Below are 19,066 nucleotides of genomic sequence, written 5' to 3' on the forward strand. Positions count from 1 at the left end.
AACGGAGGCGGAAGTCCTTCGCTTACTCTTACGGTTGGCCTGAGGAGGTGCGTATGTTGAAGGACTTGATCGAGTACATGGCCAAATCCCTGGTGGACAACCCGGAACAGGTGCAGGTCTCGGAAATCGAAGGGGAGCAGACCTCGGTCATCGAACTCAAGGTGGCCAAGGAAGACCTCGGCAAGGTCATCGGCAAACAAGGCCGGACCGCCCGGGCCATGCGCACCATCCTCGGCGCGGCCTCCACAAAGGCCCGCAAGCGGTCGGTTCTGGAGATCCTCGAATAGCCCGGTCGGAAATTCCGGTCGGCAGCCGTTGACCTAGCCCCGCATGGCCGAGGAAAAATACATCATCGTGGGCGATGTCGTCCGTGCCCACGGCATCCGGGGGGAAGTCTGCATCGACAGTCATGCCGACTCCCCCTCGTATTTCGCGCGGGGCGCCGTGGTGCGCCTGTCGCCTGCGCAGGCCCCGGCGCGCGGCCGCGACTTCACCGTGCGCGCCGCACGCATCCACAAGGAACGTTTCCTCGTCACCTTCGACGGCGTCCCGGACCGCAACGCGGCAGAGGCCCTGCGCGGTCTTGTCGTATGCGTGCCGGCCGCGAAGCTCGACCCGCCCGATCCCGACGAAGTCTTTCTGCACGAACTGCTCGGCCTGCGCGTGCGCCTGGCCTCGTCCGCGCCGGCCGATCCCGACTTCGGCGTCATAGACGACGTGCGCGATGCCGGGGGGGCGGAGTTGTGGGTCATCCGCGACGCCGCCGGCAACGAAATCCTCTTCCCCGCCGCGGATGCCCTGGTTCCGGAAATCGACCTCGACGCGGGCTTCGTGGTCATCGACCCGCCGCCGGGTCTGCTCGAACTCTACCAGGGCGGCTGACGCGCCGCCGACCGGGCGGATTCGCCGGCCGCGGGGCATTGCCGCTGCCGCGCATGACCTGTCATTCGGGGCGTCCCGCAAGTCTTGCGGCGCGCTAGCGCGACGGCAGGGCCTGCAACGCCAGTTCGCGTTTCTTCACGAAATCGAGCATCGCCGCCTGATAGACGGCCTGGTCGGGGCACGGGCCCTGTCTTTGGGCTTTCATGGCCTCCTGCAGGCGCATGTACGCCTTGACCCAGGCGATCTCTTCCTTCTTGAGCGCCGCCCGGCGATCCTCGGAATAGGCGTGCATGAGTTCCCTGAAACGGGCGTTGAGTGCCTCGTCCCAGTGCTTGAGCCGGGCCGCGAGGCAGGCCGCGTGGTCGCAGGGGGTCTTCGCACCCTGCAGGCACAGCGCGGCGTCGTCTTCGCTGACCCGGGCCGGTCCGGCGGGCGTGGGCACGGCATTTTCCGGCGGCGCGTTCTCCCGGCCGGCAGCCAGGGCGGCCGCGGCGGGAAGCTTGTTTTCCACGAGCGCGTCCGTGGCGATGACCTGTTGCACGTCCTTGACCAGCGTCGGCGCCAGGGCGGCGAGCTTTGTGCCGAGGGCCTTGGCGGTGAGGCCGCTTGCCGTCCTGGCGTCCATGCCGGCCATGAGGGCGTCATAAGCCGTTTCCAGGGCCAGGGAGCCGCGCGAGTCCGCATCCGCCGCGCTTGCGGGGGCGGGGAGCTTGGCCAGGCGCGCCTTGTAGAAATCGGGAAATTCGCCGGCGCGGTCCGCCCGCCATCGGCCGCCGTCGAAGACAAGCTGGCGGGCGAGCCAGGGCGCGTTGGCATGGAAGATGGCGAACGACGGTCCGTTTCCGTCCGGGGCGTAGCCCTCGAAGGGCCAGCTGCCGCAAAGGATGCGGCCGTCGTCTTCGAAGAAGCCCGCGTCGAATTCGCCGCGCCGGCCGCTGTCGAGGGTCGTGACCAGCTGGCAGCGCCCGTCCGCGTCGAGGGTGAGAAAGGCGTAGCTGTAGCAGCAGCCCGTGGCCCCTCCGGAAAAGGACGTGACGACGAGCGTCGTCATACCCGGCCGGGGGAAGTTCTCCCGGATCGCCACGTCGTCGGCGTCGCTGACAAGAGCCTTGCCGTCCAGGGAAACCCGATAGACGGACTGGCCTTCCTTGATGTCCTCGCCCGGGTACGCTTCGATGGCCAGGTCATGGACACGGGCCTTGCCGCCCGAAACCGTGATGCCGGGCACCGCCTTGCGTGCGTAGGCGTCAAGGGGCACGGCCTGGGCCGCCAGGGTCGTCCCGGGCAGGGACAGGCCGCTGAGAAGGACGGCGAGGGCATGCAGCAGGAAGCTGCGCGCGTGCAGGAAAATGCGCTTTCGGGGCCGGGCCATGGTGCCTCCTTTGCAGGACGAAGCGGACGGCGGCTCGAGCCTGCCGCGGCATGCCGAACCAAGTCGCGAGGATTGTTTTGGGAAGCCAGGGAAAAGTCAAGTCTGCGCGTCCCGTGGGCGCACAATAAAAAAGCCCGGCCGGAGCCGGGCTTTTTGCATTCCGTGGAGAAGGCGTTGCCTACTGACAAAGCTTTTCCTTCTTGGCGCTGTCGAGGAGTTCGCAGTCGCCGAGCGTGCAGGCCTTCTGGTAGTCCTGGCACATGGGGCCGTACTGCTTGAGGTGCAGATAGGTGAAGCCGCGCCCCTTGTAGTAGTCGGCTTCCTTGGGCCCGAAGCCGATGGCCTTGTTGAAGTCCTCGATGGCCAGCTGGTACTTCTCGGTCCGGGTGCGGCTTAAGCCCCGCATGGAGTAGGCCAGGGCGAAATTGGGGTTGCGTTCGATGGCCTTGGTGTAGTCGTCGATGGCCTTGTTGTACTGCTTGAGGTAGTAGTTGGCGTGGCCCCGGCTGGCGAAGTAGTCGGCGCGGTTGGGGTTGAGCTTGATGGCCTTGTCGAAGCTCTCCACGGCCTTCTGGAACTTGTTCTGCTTGCCGAATTCGATGCCCTTCTCGAAGGCGGCCTCGGCGTCGGCGGTCTCCCGGTTTTCGGGCAGGGTCGGCGTGGCGGCTTCGGGAGCGGGCTTGGCCACGGGGCGCGCCGGCGCGGCAGCGGGTTCCTCGGCCACGGGCGCGGGAACCTGGCGCTCCGGGGCTTCCTCGACAGGCTCGGCCTTGCCCTTGGCCAGGGGTACGGTCAGCTTCTGCCCGGAGTGCAGCTTTTTGCCCATGTCGGGATTGAGGCGGGCGAGTTCCTTGGCGCTGATGTGGAACTTGCGGGCCACGGAATCCACCGTGTCCTTGCGGTGGGCGGTGTAGGTCGTGGTGGCGGATTCGGGCTCCGCGACCTTGTGGGACGTTTTGGCCTGCGGCTTTTCCGCGGGTTCGGCCTTGGCCGGGGCGGCGCCGCCGGGCAGGGCGAGTTCCTGGCCCACGCCCAGGCGGTTGGCCTTGAGGCCCTTGTTGGCCTTGAGCAGATCGTCCACGGACACGCCGTGCTTGCTTGCGATGCTCCCGAGGGTGTCGCCCTTTTTGATGGTGTAGTGGCCGCCGGACTTCGCGGGTTGGGACTTGGCTTCCTTTTCCTGCTTGCGGTCCCGGGACTCGGCGGCGCGTTCCTTGGGCGAGGCCGCTTCGGATTTCTTGTCGGCCTTTTCCTTTTTCGCGTCCTTGGATTTTTCGGCCTTGGCCGGAGCGCTGCCGGGGATGGTCAGCGATTCGCCGACCTTCATTTTGCTGGGCTTGAGGCCCTTGTTGGCCTTGAGCAGGTCGTCCACGGAGATGTTGTGCTTCTTGGCTATGGACAGCGGCGTGTCGCCGGCTTGCACGGTGTAGGCCCTGGCGGAATCGGGGCAGGCGGTGGCGATCAGGCTCAGGGAGATAAAGGTTAGCAGAAGGCGAGACAAACGAGGCATAGCACCACCTTAGCGCTGACAGGTTATGAGCGGAGCCGGATGGCGGGTACGAAGCCGAAGGTTTTTATGTAGACCAGCTTGGACGATGGGGCAATGTTTTTCGGAAGTTGAAAAATTACAAGATGATGAAATGTTTGTTCATGTTTGAGCGGCGTTGCTGGCGAAAGTCGTCCGCGTTGCCGGAGGAGCCGGACGTTGCGGACGCCGCGGGGCCTGCGTCCCTCCGCAGCGTCGCGCCCTCGATGTCTGTGCAAAGCTGTTGCACAAAAAGACTCGCCGCGAAGCGGACAGAAAGAGGGCCCCAACGCCCAAAATCCTGAGGAGGGAGTCCAGAAGGCGACATCCCCTTGGCTGCCGGAGGCGACGACGCCAGCCACCACCCTGCACCTGCTCAGGCGACGGGACGGGGTGTGAAAAAGCGCAGGCGCAGGGCGTTGGTGACTACCGTGAACGAGGACAGCGCCATGGCCGCGCCGGCGATCATGGGGTTGAGCGTCGGGCCGCCGAAGATGTGGAGCACGCCCGCGGCCACGGGGATGCCGATGGTGTTGAAGGCGAACGCCCAGAAGAGGTTCTGCTTGATGTTTGCCATGACCGCCCGGGACAGGGACAGAGCGGCCGGCACCCCGCGCAGGTCGTTTCGCATGAGCACCACGTCGCAGGACTCCACGGCCACGTCGATGCCCGAGCCCATGGCCATGCCGAGGTCAGCGGCCGCCAGGGCCGGGGCGTCGTTGATGCCGTCGCCGACCATGGCCGTCTTGCGCCCGGAGCGCATGAACCGGCCGACTTCCTCGGCCTTGCGCTCGGGCAGCACCCGGGCGATCACCTGGGCGATGCCGAGCCTGCGCGCCACGGCCTTGGCCGTGCGCGCGTCGTCGCCGGTAAGCATGGCCACTTCCACGCCGTCGCGGGCCAGGGCCGCGACCACGGCCGCGGCTTCTTCGCGCGGCGTGTCGGCCACGGCGAGCACGCCCGCGAGCGCGCCGTCCACGGCCACGCGCACCGGCGTCTTGCCCTCGTCGGCCAGGCGCGCCTCGTCCGCGTCGGCGGCGGTGCCGGCGAAAACGCCCTGGGCGGCGAGAAAGGCCGCCGTGCCGACCAGCACGTCGCGGCCGCCGATGCGCGCGGCCACGCCCTTGCCCGGATGGGCCTCGAAGCGTTCGGGCGCGGGCAGGGCCAGGCCCTTGTCACGCGCCGCCGCGACCACGGCCTGGGCCAGCGGATGCTCCGAGCGCGCCTCGGCCGCCGCGGCCAGGGGCAGCAGGTCCGCCTCCGGGAAGCCCTCGGCCGCGATCGCGTCGGTCAGTTCCGGCCGGCCGTGGGTCAGGGTGCCGGTCTTGTCGAAGACGATGACGCGCACGTCGCCGGCGGTCTGGAGCGCCGCGCCGGATTTGACCAGGATGCCCAGGCGCGCGCCGCGCCCCATGCCGACCATGATCGAGGTCGGCACGGCGAGTCCCATGGCGCAGGGGCAGGCGATGACCATGACGGCCACGAAGATGCGCAGCGAAAAGGAAAAGCCGGCATGGCCGAGGAAATACCAGCCGAGCCCCGCGACCACGGCCGCGGCCATGACCGCCGGCACGAAATAGAAGCTCACGGTGTCGGCCAGGTTGGCGATGGGCGCCTTGGAGCCTTGCGCCTGACGCACGAGCGCCACGATGCGCGCAAGGGTCGTGTCCGCGCCCACGCGCGTGGCGCGCATGACGAGCGCGCCGGTGGTGTTTTGCGTGCCACCGGAAAGCGCGTCCCCCGGTTTCTTGGCCACGGGGATCGGTTCGCCCGTGAGCATGGACTCGTCCACGCGGGAGTCCCCCTCGACCACCGCGCCGTCCACGGGCACGCGTTCGCCGGGCCTTACGAGCAGCGCGTCCCCGACCTCGACCTCGTCGAGGGGCACGGTCTCCTGCGCGTCGCCGCGCACGAGGGTGGCCGTGTCCGGGGCCAGGCGCATGAGCGCGGCGATGGCCCCGGAGGTCTTGAACTTGGCCGAGGCCTCCAGGTACTTGCCGAGGCTGATCATGGCGAGCAGTACGCCGGCGGATTCGAAATAGAGGTCCATGGCCCGCCCGGCCGGGTTCGAGCCGGCCAGCAGCAGGCCCAGGTTGACCAGGCTGTAGGCCAGGGCTGCGCCCGTGCCCATGGCCACGAGGCTGTCCATGTTCGGCCCGCCGCGCAAAAGCGCCGGGATGCCGTCGAGGTAGAAGCGCCGGCCGATCCAGACGATGGGAAGCGTAAGCGCCAGTTGGGTGAGGGCATAGGTCGCCGGGGCGCTGTCCGGGTGCAGGAAAGAGGGCAGGGGCAGGCCGAGCATGTGGCCCATGGACAGGGTCAAAAGCAGCGCGCCGAGGACCATGGCCGGGATCAGTGCGCGTTTTTGCGCGGCGAGCGTTTGCAGCGCCTGTTTCTGGCGCGCGGCGAAGGCCCCGCCGCCGTCCTTGGCGGGCGACGCGCTAAAGCCCAGATCCGCGATGGCTTCCCGCAGCTTGCGCCGGGAAAGGAGCGCCGGGTCGAAGGTGAACACTCCCGTTGCGTCGGCCAGGTTGACCGAGGCCGAAACCATGCCCGGCAGCTTTCCGGTCACGCGCTCGATGCGTGAGGAGCAGGCCGCGCAGTGCATGCCGGAGATGTCGAGTTCCACCGTGGCGTTTTCCGGCGCGGGAGCCCCCAGGGAAAACCCCAGGTCCGCCACCCGCCCGCCGATGTCGTCGAGGCTGACGGTTTGCGGGTCGTAGCGCAGACGCAACGACTCGTCGGCCAGGTTGACGGAGGCCTCGGCCACGCCGGGGACGCGCGAGAGCACGCGCTCGATGCGGCTCGAGCATGCGGCGCAGTGCATGCCGGAAACGGGAAGCAGCACGGAAGTGGGGGGGGCATCGGATTTTGCCATGCCGCCAGTGATAATCATTTTCGACAAGGATGCAACCGTATCGCGGCCCTGGAGGCGGGCGAGGCTGGCAATCGGGGGCCTTTGCGAGTATGCATGGAAAAAGAGACGGCAAAGGAGCCCCGGGCATGCAATCCGACGAAATGGCTTCCTTTTGGGAAGCCCAAGGCCGTGAGCCGAACAGGTGGGAGCGGCTTCGCGACGTGTTCGAGAAGCTGCGCATGGTGCTCGACATGCCCGCGCTGTGTCCCGGCGGCAGCGGCGATCTGTTGGAACAGCTGGAACAACGCCTGCTCGAGGCCGGACAGCTGTTTCCCGAGCCGGATTGGCTGTCCGTGGATACGGCTGCTCCCGAAGGGATAGAGACGTATTGCGCGAATCATGTGGGCGCGGCGCTTTCGATACTGCTTCGCGCCGTGGAAACGCTGGCCGAGCGGCACGCGGGGGAAGCCGCCGCCTGCCCGGGCGCGGGCGGGGAGACGCCGCGCTCCTAGGACGCGAAAACGCTCCGACCACGGCCCGGGGGGCTGCGGAGGCGGCTGCAAAACGTCCGCCAGAGGCCTGATATTACACGAAAAAGGGGTTATGCTTTCGCATAACCCCTTGAAATGTCTGGTCGGGATGAGAGGATTCGAACCTCCGACTTCTGCGTCCCGAACGCAGCGCTCTAGCCAGACTGAGCCACATCCCGACGTGGAGAAAAGGCTTTTAGAGCATCGGGCGGGCTTTGGCAAGCACTAATCTCGGTTGTCAGAACGGCCGGAGTCATCTAATCATGTTCGACGGCACGGGCCGACCGGAAAACCGCCGCCTTGGCGGGACGCCGGGGCAGGCCGACAGCCCGTCAGGAGACATGCGTGATCAAGGTAGTGGTGGTCGATGATTCGGCCTTCATGCGCAAGGCCCTTGCGGCCATGCTGGGCAAGGACCCGGAAATAGAGGTCGTGGCCACGGCCCGCGACGGCGAGGAGGGGCTGGAGATGATCCGCCGCCACCAGCCCGACGTGGTCACGATGGATATCGAGATGCCGCGCATGGACGGGCTCACGGCCCTGCGGCACGTGATGATGGAGATGCCGCGCCCGGTGCTCATGGTCAGCTCCCTGACCACCGAAGGGGCGGAGGCGACGCTCAAGGCCATGGAGCTCGGGGCCGTGGACTTCATCCCCAAACAGCTTTCCAAGGTGTCGCTGGACATCGTCAAAATCGAGGACGAACTGCGGGCCAAGGTCAAGACCATCGCCCGCCGCCGCATGAGCCACCTCGCGCGGGCGCCCCTGTCCGGCCGGACCCGGCCGGCACCGGCCCCATCGGCGGGGGGCGTTTCCGCCGCCGGCGAGCGGCCCGCGCGCCCGGCCCGTCCCTCGGGCACGCAGTGCCGGGACCTCGTGGCCATCGGCGTCTCCACGGGCGGCCCGCCGGCGGTCCAGAAAATGCTTTCCGCGCTGCCCCAGGATTTCCCGGCCGGCATCCTCATCGCCCAGCATATGCCCGCCGCCTTCACCGGCCCCTTTGCCAAACGACTTGACGGCGTGTGCCGCATCACGGTCAAGGAGGCGGAGGACGGCGAACGGTTGCAGCACGGTGTGGCCTACGTGGCCCCGGGCGGGCGGCATTTGCGCATCGACCAGAAGGTCAGCCGCATCGACGTGCGGGTGGTCGACGAACCCCGGGAAGCCTTGTACAAGCCGTCGGCTTCCGTATTGTTCGATGCCGTGGCCGCGGGCGTGGGCCGGCGGGCGCTCGGGGTGGTGCTCACGGGCATGGGCAGCGACGGCCTGGAAGGCATGCGCACGCTCAAGGCCAAGGGCGGCCGCGCCCTGGCCCAGTCCGACTCCACCTGCGTGGTCTACGGCATGCCCAAGGCCATCGTGGACGCGGGGCTTGCCGACGAAATCGTGGATATCGACGACATGGGCGAAGCCATCCTCCAAAACCTCTACAAGTGACCGGCCCGCGGGCCGGGTGAGGACGCGGCATGGTGGACTGCAACGAACTTTGCCGGAGACTGGGCAGCGACGACACGGACGTGCTGCGCGACGCCGCGTACGAGGCCGGCGAGAACGGCTGCGTGGAAGCCGTGGGCCTGCTGGCGGGGCTTTTGTGCTCGCGCAACATGGGCGTGCAGGAGGCGGCCGACCGGGCCTTGCGCAAGATCGGCGGCAAGGAGGTCGTGGACGCGGTCAAGCCGCTTCTGCGCTCCGACGACGCGCCGACGCGCAACGCCTCCATGGATATCCTGCGTGCCGTGGGCGCCCAGGACTTCCCCACGCTGATCGCACTGCTGCACGACGCCGACCCGGACATCCGCATTTTCGCGTCGGACATCCTGGGCTCCACGGACTCCAGGCTGGCCGTCGCGCCCCTGTGCGAGGCGCTGCTCAAGGACCACGAGGTCAACGTCCGCTACCAGGCGGCGGTGAGCCTCGGCGAGTTGGCCTTCGCCGACGCCGCCGCATGCCTGGGCAAGGCGCTCGACGACGACGAGTGGGTGCAGTTCGCGGTCATCGAGGCCCTGGCCAAGATCCGCGACGCCTCCTCGGTGGGGGCGCTGGTCAAGGCCCTGGACAAGAGCTCCGACCTCGTGGCCTCCATGATCGTGGACGCCCTGGGCGAGATCGGCAACATCAAGGCCGTGACCATGCTGCTCAAGCGCATGGACGCCTCGCCCGAGGTGTTGCGCAACAAGATCGTCAAGGCCGTGGTGCGCATCCTCGGCGGCAAGGCGCTGAGCCTGCTGTCGCCGGCCGAGCGCGAGCGTTTCCGCGACTACCTGCTCGCGGCGCTCGGCGACGACGAGGAGGACGTGCAGGACGCGGCCGTGTCCGGGCTCGGATCCGTGGGCGGCGAGGCCGCGGCCGCGGCGGTGCTCGCCCATGCCGCCCATCTCGACCGGGAGCGGCATCCGGAGCGCTACGAACACGCCGTTGCCGCGTTGCGCGAGATCGGGCTGACCGAGGCCCTGGGCCGGGCGCTGCGCGAGGGCGGCGACGCCAAGCGGCTGGCGGCCCTGGACGTGCTCGCGGGCCTGCCCTGCCCGGACTGCGCCGGGCTCATCATGGACGCCTTTCCCGAGCTGCCGGACGGGGCGCGCCCCCTGGCGGCCAAGGCCCTGGCGGGCATCGCCGGGGAAGAGGCCAGGGACTTTTTCATGACGTTGCTCGACGGCGACGACGAGGCGCTGCTGCTCGAAGCCGTGGCCTTCCTAGGTGGCAAGCTGCGGCTTGCGGATGCCGGCGAGGCGATTTTCGGCCTGCTCAGCCATCCCTCCGACGCGGTCAAGGAGGCGGCGCTCGACGCCTGCGTGTCCATCGGAGGCGCGGGGCTCGACGCCCGCTTCCGTGAACTTTTCGCGAGCGAGGAGCCCATGGACCGGCTCATGGCCGTGTACGCCCTGGGCAAGATGGGCGTGCGCGATCACATGGACGTCATCCGGGCCGCCCTGGCCGACGAGGTGCCCGACATCCGCAAGATCGCCCTGGAGGCCCTGGCCGAGATGTGCGGCCACGAGGAGGGCGGGCTGCCGCTGATCGTGGCCGGGCTTTCCGACGAGAACCGCGACGTGCGTCTGGCCGTGGTGGAGCTTTTGGGCGGCTGCGACAGCGACAAGGTCTATCCGTACCTGGAGCAGGCCCTGGCCGACCCCGACGACTGGGTGCGCATCCGGGCCCTGGAGGCGATAGGCAACCGCGGCGAGCGCGACGCCGTGCCGCGGTTGCTCGAACTGGCCGGGGAACCAAGCAAGCTCGTGGCGCTCAAGGCCGTGGAAGTGCTCGGCGAACTGGGCGGGCCGCAGGCGTTCGAAGGGCTCCTGCGGTTCGGCGGCGGCGACGACCCGGAACTTGTCGACGCCGCGGAAGCGGCCATCGCCAGGCTGCGGGACGAGCAAGGGGAGCGCTAGTCCATGACCTCGCTTTTTTCCAAGACCATTTCGCTGCGCAAGGATCTCAAGATCAGCGACGCGGAATTCGCCCAGTTGCGGGACTTCATTTATGCCCAGTCCGGCATCTATGTGGCCGACAACCGCAAGTACCTGGTCGAGAACCGCCTCGCGACGCGGCTGAAGGAACTCAACCTCAAGAGTTTCTCCGAGTACCACGCGTTCCTGCAATACGACGCCGGCCGCCGCCAGGAGCTCAACCGGCTGTTCGAGGTCATCACCACCAACGAGACGAGTTTTTATCGCAACCCGCCGCAGCTCAAGGTTTTCCAGGACATGGTGCTCAAGGACGTCCTGGACAAGCTGCGGGCCGCGCGGCAGAAACGGCTGCGCATCTGGTCCGCGGGCTGCTCCACCGGCGAGGAGCCCTACACCATCGCCATCATCCTTCACGAAGTGCTGCGCACGGAACTGGCCACCTGGGACATCCGCATCACGGCCAACGACCTCTCCGAAGCCGTGCTGGCCCAGGCCAAGGAAGGCGTCTACACCGACTACAGCCTGCGCACCACGCCCAAGGAGATCGTGCCCCGCTATTTCACGCCGGACGGCCCGAATTTCAAGATCAAACCCGAGGTCAAGCGGCTGGTCTCGTTTGGCCAGATCAACCTGAGCGACCGTATGATGCTCAAGCGCGTGGAGCGCTCGCACATCGTCTTTTGCCGCAACGTGATCATCTATTTCGATGACGAGATGAAGAAGAACGTCATCACGGCCTTTTACGACAACCTGCTCCCCGGCGGCCAACTGCTCATCGGCCACTCGGAATCCTTGCACAACATCTCCCGGGCCTTTCGTCCGAAGCATTATCCCGGCGCCATCATCTACGGCAAGGAGGAGTGAGGGGACATGACGGCGGACGTCGATGACGGGACACACAGGCGTTGACGCCACGCGTACTGGCCATAGCGAACCAGAAGGGCGGGGTGGGCAAGACCACCACGGCCCTGTCCCTGGCGGCAGCGCTGGCCATGACGGGCCGGCGGATCCTGGTCATGGACCTCGATCCCCACGGCTGCGCCTCGGCGCATGTGGGCATCTTTCCCGAGGCCGTGGCCGCTTCGTCGGCGGAAGTGTTTTGGGCCGCGTCTCCCGGGGCCGTGCCCTGGGAACGCGTGGTGACGCGGCCGGAGAAGGCGGCGTTCGATCTGGCTCCGAGCCATGCCCGGCTGGCGGACATGGAATGGGACCTGCGGGAACGCAAGGGGAAAGGCGTGCTGCTGCGTGAAGCTCTGGCGTCGGGACCGGCGTACGACCATGTGCTGCTCGACTGCCCGCCCCATACCGGGGTGGTGCTGGTCAACGCCCTGGTGGCCGCGGACCTGTGCGTGATCCCCATCCAGACGGATTTTTTGGCCCTGCACGGCGTACGCAACCTTTTCGACACCATGCGCGCGCTCAACGCCGCGCTGCCGCGCCCGGTGCCCTTCCGCGCCCTGGCCACCATGTGCGACCGGCGCGCCAGGGCCTGCCGACGGGTGCTCGCGCTTTTGCGCGAGAAATTCGTCGGCCGCATGTTCGAGACGATCATCGGCCTGGATACCAAGTTCCGCGAGGCCAGCGCCGCCGGGTGCGTCATCCAGGACATCGCCCCGGACAGCCGCGGCGCGCGCGAGTACGATGCCCTGGCCCAAGAGGTGCTTTCTCTGTGAGCCCGACCCTGGAAGAATACTTCAAGGACTCCGTGTCCCTGCCCGAACCGCATGCCGGCGGCTTCACCGATGCGGAGCGGACTTTTCTCACGCGCTACGTGGGCGCGGATTTCGAGGCCGTCCTCGCCCGGGAAGGGCTGTCCCGGCCGTCGGCCGTCACCTCGGTCACCGGGCTCCTGCCGCCGCCCGCCGCGTCCGGCAACGGGAGCGCGCCGGCCGCGCCCCGGACCGATGCCGCCGACGCTGCGCCCGCGCCCGCGTCCGTGGACGAGGAAGCCGCCCTGGAAGAAGCGATGCACGAGGCCCGGGAGCTCAAGCTCGTCGGCTTCCGGCTGGCCGGCCAGGAACTGGCCGTGCCCATCGCCCGGGTGCAGGAGGTGCTGCGGGCCATGCCCGTCACCCGCCTGCCTGCCGCGCCGCCCCACGTGAAGGGCATGCTCAACCTGCGCGGCCGGGTCGTGCCCATGATCGATCTGGCCGGCATCATGGATTTTTCCGGTGCGCGCGGCGAGGACCGCTTCATCATCGTGTGCCGCTGCCGCGGGATGCTCGTGGGGCTGCTCGTGGAGGCGCTGACCACGATGCACCAGGCACGGGGGGAGGATGTGGAGTGGGGCCTCGAGGCCCGGGCGGGCGTGGCTTCGGAAATGGTTTCCGGACTGCTCAAGGTCGGCGACCTGCTCGTGGCCATCCTCTCCGTTGACAGTCTTTTTCAAAAGGTTTTGAAGAGTTGAGGAGGTAGGTCGATGCCCAAGCATATCCTCATCGTGGATGACTCCAAGACCGTGCGCAACCTTGTGGCGTTCATCATGCGCAAGGAAGGGTTCAAGGTGACCGCCGCCGAGGACGGCCTGGACGGGCTGGAGAAGCTGTACACCGATCCGCAGGTGGATCTCATCATCACCGACATCAATATGCCGCGCATGGATGGCATCACCTTCATCAAGACCGTGCGCGAACAGGACGCCTACCGCGATACGCCGATCGTCGTGCTTTCCACCGAGGGCGAGGAGCGCGATATCCATGCCGGCCTTTCCATCGGGGCCAATCTGTACATGGTCAAGCCCGCCCAACCCGAAGTGATGGTGCGCAACGTCAAGATGCTGCTGGGATAGGACGCGAACGCCGTCGACAGCCGCGAGGTGCTTTGATGAGCCAGGATTTCATGGATCCGGAACTTTTCGCCGATTTCATCGTGGAGGCCAGGGAGCATCTCGAAACCATCGAGCCCAACCTCCTCGAGCTGGAGCGCAACCCGGGAAACTTGAGCCTCCTCAACGACATTTTCCGGCCCATGCACTCCCTCAAGGGAGCCTCGGGATTCCTCGGCTTAAACGCCATCAACGGCCTGGCCCACAAGGCGGAAAACATCCTCGACGAGCTGCGCAAGGGCAACATCCCCGTCAACCCCGAGATCATGGACGTGATCCTCGCGGCCACGGACCTCCTGCGCACCATGATCGAGAACCTCGAGCAGACCGGCGGCGAGGGCGAGGTGGACACCGCCCCGGTCATCGCCCGCATCGCCGCCCAGCTCGAAGGCAGCGGGCCAGCCACCCCGGCCGCGCCGCCGGTCACCGGAGCCGGGGATTTCCCGGCCGAGGACACGCTGCCGCCGCCCGATCCCGCGCCCGTGGCCGCGCCCGAACCGGAACCCGAACCCGCGCCCGCCGCCGCAGCGCCCACCCATTCCCAGGCCGCGGCCAAGATCGCCCGGATTTTCGAGGAACTGCCGCCGTTTGCGCCCGAAGCCTACGCGCTGACCTCCATCGGCGAAGGCCATATGGCCGATTTTCTGGAAGAAGCCCGGGAAATCATCGAACGCCTCAACGCCGCGCTGCTCGAACTCGAATCCGCGGGCGACGGCCGTTCGGAAAGCATCAACGACATCTTCCGCTATTTCCACAACCTCAAGGGCAACAGCGGCATCATCGGCCACAAGGAGCTCAACAGCCTCACCCACGAGGCCGAAACCCTGCTCAACCGCGTGCGCAAGGGCGAAATCACGGCCACACCGGCCATGGTGGACCTGCTGCTCGCCGTCGTCGATCAGGTCGAAGCCCTGGTCAGCCACATCGAGCCGGCCACGAGCGTGGCCACGCCCCAGGACATCCGCCCCCTCGTCGCCCGCCTCAAGCAGGCGAGCGAAGACGGCGTGGTGGCCGAACCCGAGCCGGAATCGCACGCCGAGCCGGAACCGAAACCCGAACCCGAGCCGGAACAGGAGCCCGAACCCGTCGCGGCATCGGAACCCGAGCCCGAGCCACAGCCCGCTCCCGAGCCCGAACCGAAATCCGCGCCGCAACCCGGACCTGCCGGCGAGGAGCCAAGACCCGGCACGGGCTACGACCCCGAAGACGTGGCCGTCTTCGAGTCCACCATCGACCAGCAGATCGTCTACATGAGCCAGGCCCTCGCCGGGCTGGCCGAGAATCCCGAATCCAAGGACATGGTGGACGGCCTCTACAGGGCCCTGGTCACCATCCAGAATTCCTCGGGCTACATGGGCTTGGCCGACCTCAAGGTCCAGGCCGAACGCACCGCCGGCATCGTGGACCAGGCCCGCAAACAGGGCATCTCCTTCGAACTGCTCGTGGACATGTTGCGCCAGGAATGCTCCATCCTGACCGACATGCTCACCGCCGCCATGGCCACCCTGCGCTCGGGCAAGGCCGCCAAGGCCCCGGCCGCCGTCTCCCTGCCCGAAGCCCCCAAAGCGGTCGCCCCGGCCCCCGAACCCGCGCCCAAACCGGAACCGAAGCCCGCGTCCAAGCCCGAACCGGTACCCGCGCCCAAGCCGGAGCCCAAGCCGGAACCGAAGCCTGCGCCCAAACCCGCACCGGTGTCCAAGCCCGCACCGGCTCCCAAGCCCGCCCCCGCGCCCAAGCCCGAAGCCAAGCCCGCCGCAGAGCCCGCCGCCGATGCCGGCAAGCCCAAGGTTTCGGCCACCATCCGCGTGGACCACGAAAAGCTCGACCACCTGATGAACCTGATCGGCGAGCTCATCATCAACCGCAACCGCTTCGCCATGCTCGCCCGGTCCCTGGAAGAGGGCAAAAACGACGTGGCCCATATCGGCCAGCAGCTCACCGAGACGACCTATTCGATGGCGCGCATCTCCGACGACCTGCAAGACACCATCATGAAGGTGCGCATGGTCCCGGTCTCGACCGTTTTTTCCCGCTTTCCGCGCCTCGTGCGCGACCTCTCGCGCAAGTCCGGCAAGGAAGTGCACCTCATCACCGAAGGCGAGGAGACCGAACTCGACAAGTCCGTGGTCGAAGTCATCGGCGACCCGCTCGTGCACCTCATCCGCAACTCCGTGGACCACGGCATCGAAACCGAAGCCGAACGCGTGGCCGCTGGCAAGCCGCCCGTCGGACGCGTCTGGCTGCGCGCCTACCACCGCGGCAACTCCGTGGCCATCGAGATCGAGGACGACGGCAAGGGCATCGACCCGGTGAAAATGCGCGAAGTGGCCGTCAAGAAAAACCTCATGACCCCCGAAGAGGCCAAGGCCCTCGATGACCGCGACGCCATCGACATCATCTTCATGCCGGGATTTTCCTCCGCAGAAAAAATCACCGACATCTCCGGTCGCGGCGTCGGCATGGACGTCGTGCGTACCAACATCAAAAACCTCAAGGGCACGGTCAACGTGACCAGCGAAGTGGGCAAGGGCACCAAGTTCACCCTGGCCCTGCCGCTCACCCTCGCCATCATCGACGCCCTCATGGTCGTGGTCGCCGGCCAGACCTACGCCCTGCCCCTCGACTCCGTCTCCGAAACCACGAAAATCGAACTGAAGCGCATGACCGAGGTCAACAAGCGTAAATGCGTCACCTTGCGCGGCGAAGTGCTCGGCATCGTGGAACTCGCCGAAGTCCTCGACCTGTCCATGGAACAGGGCGACCGCGACATCGTCCCCATCGTCATTCTCCAGGACAACGAACGCCGCCTCGGCCTTATCGTCGACCGGCTGCTCGAACGCCAGGAAATCGTCATCAAACCGCTCGGCACCTATCTCTCGGAATTCGATATGCGCGGCATCTCCGGCGCGACCATCATGGGCGACGGTTCCGTCGTGCTCATCCTCGATCCGCACGAGATATACATGATGTCCACCCCCGGCGGCCGCTCCAAGGCGTAGCGGAGGGGAGAGCGGAGGAAGACGGGAAGATGCCTCCGGCGGCCAGGAGGGGGTGCCCCCCCCCGGCCGCCGGAGGCATCTTCCGCTTTCGCTTGCGCCTCTTTTCCGACATCCTCCGTTCCCGCCTTTGCTCCGTAACCGCTTTTCATGTAGGGGGGAGGCATGAACAGGAGAGGAGTCCCGTGACGGAGCACGCCTGTAACGCCGCCGCGCGACCGAACGACCGCGTCGCTGCGCTGATGCGCTGTTTCGCCTTGTCGCGTCTGGTGACGGAGTCGCTGGAGCTTTCCGAGGTGCTCGAGCGCATCATGACCACCTCGCGCCAGGCCCTTTGCGCCGAGGCGGCGAGCCTGTTGCTGGTGGACGAGGCTCCGGGCCCGGGCCAGGGCGAGCTCATTTTCACCGTGGCCCAGGGGCCGGCCTGCGGCGACCTGCGCACGGGCTTCCGGCTTGCGCCGGGCGAGGGCGTGGCCGGCTGGGTGGCGCAGGAGGCCGAGCCCGTGCTGCTTGTCGACGTCTATACCGACCCGCGTTTCAATCCCGAGGTGGACCGGCTTACGGGGTATCGCACGCGGACCATGGCCTGCGTGCCGCTGCTCTATCGCGGCCGGGTCATCGGCGTGGCGCAGTGCATCAACAAGGAAGACGGCGGGGTGTTTACCGCCGACGACATCGAGGTGTTTTCGCTTTTGGCCGCGCAGGCCGCCGTGGCCATCGTCAATGCGCGGCTGCACGGCGAAGCGCTCGCCAAGCAGCGCATGGACTTTGAAATGGAGTTGGCGGCCGGGGTGCAACAGAGCCTGTTGCCGCGCGGCTTGCCGCCCGTGCCCGGGTTCGAGGTGGCCGGGTTGACGCTTCCCTGCGACGCCACGGGCGGGGATTATTATGATTTTTTGCACCCCGACGGCGCGCAGGGCGGGAAGACGCTGCTTGCGGCCGTGGGCGACGTGACCGGGCACGGCATCCAGGCGGCGCTGCTCATGACAACGGTGCGGGCTTTTTTGCGCGCGCGGCTTCTTGCCCCGGGCGAACCGGCGGCCATCGTCAGCGACGTCAACCGGCTGTTGACCGAGGACATGGGCGACAGCGGCCGGTTCATGACCCTTTTCCTGCTGGAGCTTGACGGCGCGCGCCGTACGATGCGTTATGTCCGGGCCGGGCACGACCCGGCCCTGCTGTACGACCCTGCGGTGGATAGGTTTACGGAACTGGCCGGCCGGGGGATTCCCCTTGGGATCGACGCCTGCTGGCGTTATGAAGCCCATGTTCTGCCGCGGCTGCCCGCCGGAGCGATTCTGGCGCTCGGCACCGACGGCATCTGGGAGGCCCGGGGGCCGGACGGCGGGATGTACGGCAAAGAGCGGCTCAAAAGCGCCGTTCGCGCCGCCGCCTCCCGCGACGCCGCCGGTATCGTCAGGGCCGTCCTGGACGATCTCGAGACATTTCTGGCCGGCGAGGCGCGTCATGACGACGTGACCCTCGTCGTGGTCAAAGCGTCGGCGCTGGTCGGCGAAAAGGAGGATGCATGACATACGGGAAGAAGCTGGCCCTGGCTTTGGCGCTCGGACTGGCCCTTGGCGGTTGCAGCAAGGAGGACCCCCAGTCCTTCGAGAAGGTCGATCACAACAAGGACGGCAAGGTCATTTTCGAGGAGCTCATCGTGGTCTTTCCGGACCTGACGGTGGAGGAGTTCCTGGCCGCCGACGCCGATCACAACGAATCCCTGGACGCCAAGGAATACCAGCGGCTGCGCGAAGCCCGGGCCGCCGGCAAGAAGCTCGACGCCAGTTCCGCGCCGCCCGCGTCCGCCGCCCCGGCCAAGGCCCCGGAAGCGGCCAAGCCCGCTGCGCCGGAAAAGGCCCCCGAGCCGGCAAAGGCTCCCGAACCCGCCGCCCCGGCCAAGGCCCCGGAGAATGCGCCCGCCGCCGCTGCGGCCGCGCCGCCTGCCGTCCCGGCTCCCGCCCAGGCCCCGGCTCCCGCACAAGCCCCGGCGACCGACCAGCCGGCCGAGGTCGTGGAAACCGTGGAAGTGGGCACCGTTTCGCCGCCGCCCGCCCAGGAGCCCGCCCAACAGACCTACACCGTGGCCCGGGGTGACAGCCTGACGCGCATCGCCAAGAAGTTCGGCGTGTCCGCCAAGGACATCATGGCCGCCAACAACATGAAGAACGCCGACCACCTCGAAGCCGGCGCGGAGATCGTCATTCCCGGCAAGGCCGGGGCCGCTCCCGCGGCCGCAGCGGCCACACCGCCGGCCGTGGCGGACCTCGTGAAGGGCTTTTTCGAGAAAAGCGTTTCCGGCGACGTCAACGGCCTGCTCGACTATTACGGCGAACGCGTGGACTATTACAAGAAAGGAAAGAGCGGCAAGGACATCGTGCGCCAGGACAAGGCGGACTATTTCCAGCGCTGGCCCGAACGCACCTATACGCCCAAGCCCGTGTCCGTGGAAAAAATGCCGAACGGCGACCTGCGCGTTACGGTGCCGACGACGTTTTCCGTCAAGAACGGTGGCAAGAGCGTTCGCGGGCAGGCGAAGTTCACGTTCCTGCTGCGTCCGGCCGGCACGGGTTACCGCATTGTCGGCGAGCAAAGTGTGGTGACGGAAAAGCAGTGACCTGCATGAAGTGAGAGCGTATGCAGAAAGCCGGAAGGTGTCGCCTTTCGGCT

General features: G+C 67.4%; 15 protein-coding genes and 1 tRNA gene. 12 read left to right on the forward strand and 4 right to left on the reverse strand.

Annotated elements, in window-relative coordinates; genetic code table 11:
• The first annotated feature begins 53 nt into the window (after positions 1-53).
• A complete protein-coding gene (locus tag Q368_RS0103865) occupies positions 54-287 on the forward strand; it encodes a KH domain-containing protein (protein WP_029457456.1) in 234 nt (77 codons plus the stop codon).
• A 43-nt stretch (positions 288-330) separates the two neighbouring features.
• Positions 331-882, forward strand: a complete 552-nt coding sequence (rimM, locus tag Q368_RS0103870) for a ribosome maturation factor RimM (protein ID WP_029457459.1) — start codon at positions 331-333, stop codon at positions 880-882.
• Between the two features lie 94 nt (positions 883-976).
• On the opposite strand, the gene Q368_RS0103875 is transcribed toward rimM, so the two are convergent.
• The 3 genes from Q368_RS0103875 to Q368_RS0103885 all read right to left on the reverse strand — a co-directional run bounded on the left by Q368_RS0103875 (position 977) and on the right by Q368_RS0103885 (position 6,657).
• Positions 977-2,254 carry a lysozyme inhibitor LprI family protein gene (locus Q368_RS0103875; RefSeq protein ID WP_029457461.1) on the reverse strand — a complete coding sequence of 426 codons (1,278 nt, stop codon included), beginning with the start codon at positions 2,252-2,254 and terminating at the stop codon, positions 977-979.
• 178 nt (positions 2,255-2,432) lie between these two features.
• Positions 2,433-3,764 (reverse strand): LysM peptidoglycan-binding domain-containing protein, encoded by a 1,332-nt coding sequence (locus Q368_RS0103880; protein WP_029457463.1) that lies wholly within the window; start codon positions 3,762-3,764, stop codon positions 2,433-2,435.
• A 391-nt stretch (positions 3,765-4,155) separates the two neighbouring features.
• Positions 4,156-6,657 (reverse strand): heavy metal translocating P-type ATPase, encoded by a 2,502-nt coding sequence (locus tag Q368_RS0103885; protein WP_029457465.1) that lies wholly within the window; start codon positions 6,655-6,657, stop codon positions 4,156-4,158.
• A gap of 125 nt (positions 6,658-6,782) precedes the next feature.
• On the opposite strand from Q368_RS0103885, the gene Q368_RS0103890 reads away from it, so the two are divergent.
• A complete protein-coding gene (locus Q368_RS0103890; protein ID WP_029457466.1) occupies positions 6,783-7,148 on the forward strand; it encodes a hypothetical protein in 366 nt (121 codons plus the stop codon).
• 119 nt (positions 7,149-7,267) lie between these two features.
• Here Q368_RS0103890 and Q368_RS0103895 read toward each other — a convergent pair.
• Positions 7,268-7,345 (reverse strand) — tRNA-Pro (locus Q368_RS0103895).
• Between the two features lie 166 nt (positions 7,346-7,511).
• Between Q368_RS0103895 and Q368_RS0103900 the strand changes: the two genes are divergently transcribed.
• From Q368_RS0103900 to Q368_RS0103940, 9 genes are all read left to right on the forward strand, one after another.
• Complete coding sequence (locus tag Q368_RS0103900; protein WP_029457468.1) at positions 7,512-8,603, forward strand: protein-glutamate methylesterase/protein-glutamine glutaminase; 1,092 nt, start codon at positions 7,512-7,514, stop codon at positions 8,601-8,603.
• 29 nt (positions 8,604-8,632) lie between these two features.
• Positions 8,633-10,555, forward strand: a complete 1,923-nt coding sequence (locus Q368_RS0103905; RefSeq protein WP_029457469.1) for a HEAT repeat domain-containing protein — start codon at positions 8,633-8,635, stop codon at positions 10,553-10,555.
• Between the two features lie 3 nt (positions 10,556-10,558).
• Positions 10,559-11,437, forward strand: a complete 879-nt coding sequence (locus Q368_RS0103910; RefSeq protein WP_029457470.1) for a CheR family methyltransferase — start codon at positions 10,559-10,561, stop codon at positions 11,435-11,437.
• A gap of 41 nt (positions 11,438-11,478) precedes the next feature.
• On the forward strand, positions 11,479-12,246 hold the full coding sequence (locus Q368_RS0103915; RefSeq protein ID WP_029457471.1) for a ParA family protein: 768 nt from the start codon (positions 11,479-11,481) through the stop codon (positions 12,244-12,246).
• Positions 12,243-12,980, forward strand: a complete 738-nt coding sequence (locus tag Q368_RS0103920) for a chemotaxis protein CheW (protein WP_029457472.1) — start codon at positions 12,243-12,245, stop codon at positions 12,978-12,980. The genes Q368_RS0103915 and Q368_RS0103920 overlap by 4 nt, the downstream gene beginning before the upstream one ends.
• 12 nt (positions 12,981-12,992) lie before the next feature.
• Positions 12,993-13,361 carry a response regulator gene (locus Q368_RS0103925; protein ID WP_029457474.1) on the forward strand — a complete coding sequence of 123 codons (369 nt, stop codon included), beginning with the start codon at positions 12,993-12,995 and terminating at the stop codon, positions 13,359-13,361.
• Positions 13,362-13,396: 35 nt separating this feature from the next.
• Positions 13,397-16,396, forward strand: a complete 3,000-nt coding sequence (locus tag Q368_RS0103930) for a chemotaxis protein CheA (RefSeq protein WP_029457476.1) — start codon at positions 13,397-13,399, stop codon at positions 16,394-16,396.
• 182 nt (positions 16,397-16,578) lie between these two features.
• Positions 16,579-17,925 (forward strand): PP2C family protein-serine/threonine phosphatase, encoded by a 1,347-nt coding sequence (locus Q368_RS0103935; RefSeq protein ID WP_029457477.1) that lies wholly within the window; start codon positions 16,579-16,581, stop codon positions 17,923-17,925.
• Positions 17,922-19,013 (forward strand): LysM peptidoglycan-binding domain-containing protein, encoded by a 1,092-nt coding sequence (locus Q368_RS0103940; RefSeq protein WP_029457479.1) that lies wholly within the window; start codon positions 17,922-17,924, stop codon positions 19,011-19,013. Before Q368_RS0103935 ends, Q368_RS0103940 begins: the two co-directional genes overlap by 4 nt.
• Positions 19,014-19,066: the final 53 nt, after the last annotated feature.

The organism is Solidesulfovibrio alcoholivorans DSM 5433, from assembly GCF_000702665.1.
In the GTDB taxonomy this organism is placed as follows: Bacteria; Desulfobacterota; Desulfovibrionia; order Desulfovibrionales; family Desulfovibrionaceae; genus Solidesulfovibrio; species Solidesulfovibrio alcoholivorans.

Coding starts and splice junctions, on each gene's coding strand:
- Q368_RS0103865 (WP_029457456.1), top strand. CDS start 54: ATGTTGAAGGACTTGATCGAGTACATGGCCAAATCCCTGGTGGACAAC.
- rimM (WP_029457459.1), top strand. CDS start 331: ATGGCCGAGGAAAAATACATCATCGTGGGCGATGTCGTCCGTGCCCAC.
- Q368_RS0103875 (WP_029457461.1), bottom strand. CDS start 2,254: ATGGCCCGGCCCCGAAAGCGCATTTTCCTGCACGCGCGCAGCTTCCTG.
- Q368_RS0103880 (WP_029457463.1), bottom strand. CDS start 3,764: ATGCCTCGTTTGTCTCGCCTTCTGCTAACCTTTATCTCCCTGAGCCTG.
- Q368_RS0103885 (WP_029457465.1), bottom strand. CDS start 6,657: ATGGCAAAATCCGATGCCCCCCCCACTTCCGTGCTGCTTCCCGTTTCC.
- Q368_RS0103890 (WP_029457466.1), top strand. CDS start 6,783: ATGCAATCCGACGAAATGGCTTCCTTTTGGGAAGCCCAAGGCCGTGAG.
- Q368_RS0103905 (WP_029457469.1), top strand. CDS start 8,633: ATGGTGGACTGCAACGAACTTTGCCGGAGACTGGGCAGCGACGACACG.
- Q368_RS0103910 (WP_029457470.1), top strand. CDS start 10,559: ATGACCTCGCTTTTTTCCAAGACCATTTCGCTGCGCAAGGATCTCAAG.
- Q368_RS0103925 (WP_029457474.1), top strand. CDS start 12,993: ATGCCCAAGCATATCCTCATCGTGGATGACTCCAAGACCGTGCGCAAC.
- Q368_RS0103930 (WP_029457476.1), top strand. CDS start 13,397: ATGAGCCAGGATTTCATGGATCCGGAACTTTTCGCCGATTTCATCGTG.
- Q368_RS0103940 (WP_029457479.1), top strand. CDS start 17,922: ATGACATACGGGAAGAAGCTGGCCCTGGCTTTGGCGCTCGGACTGGCC.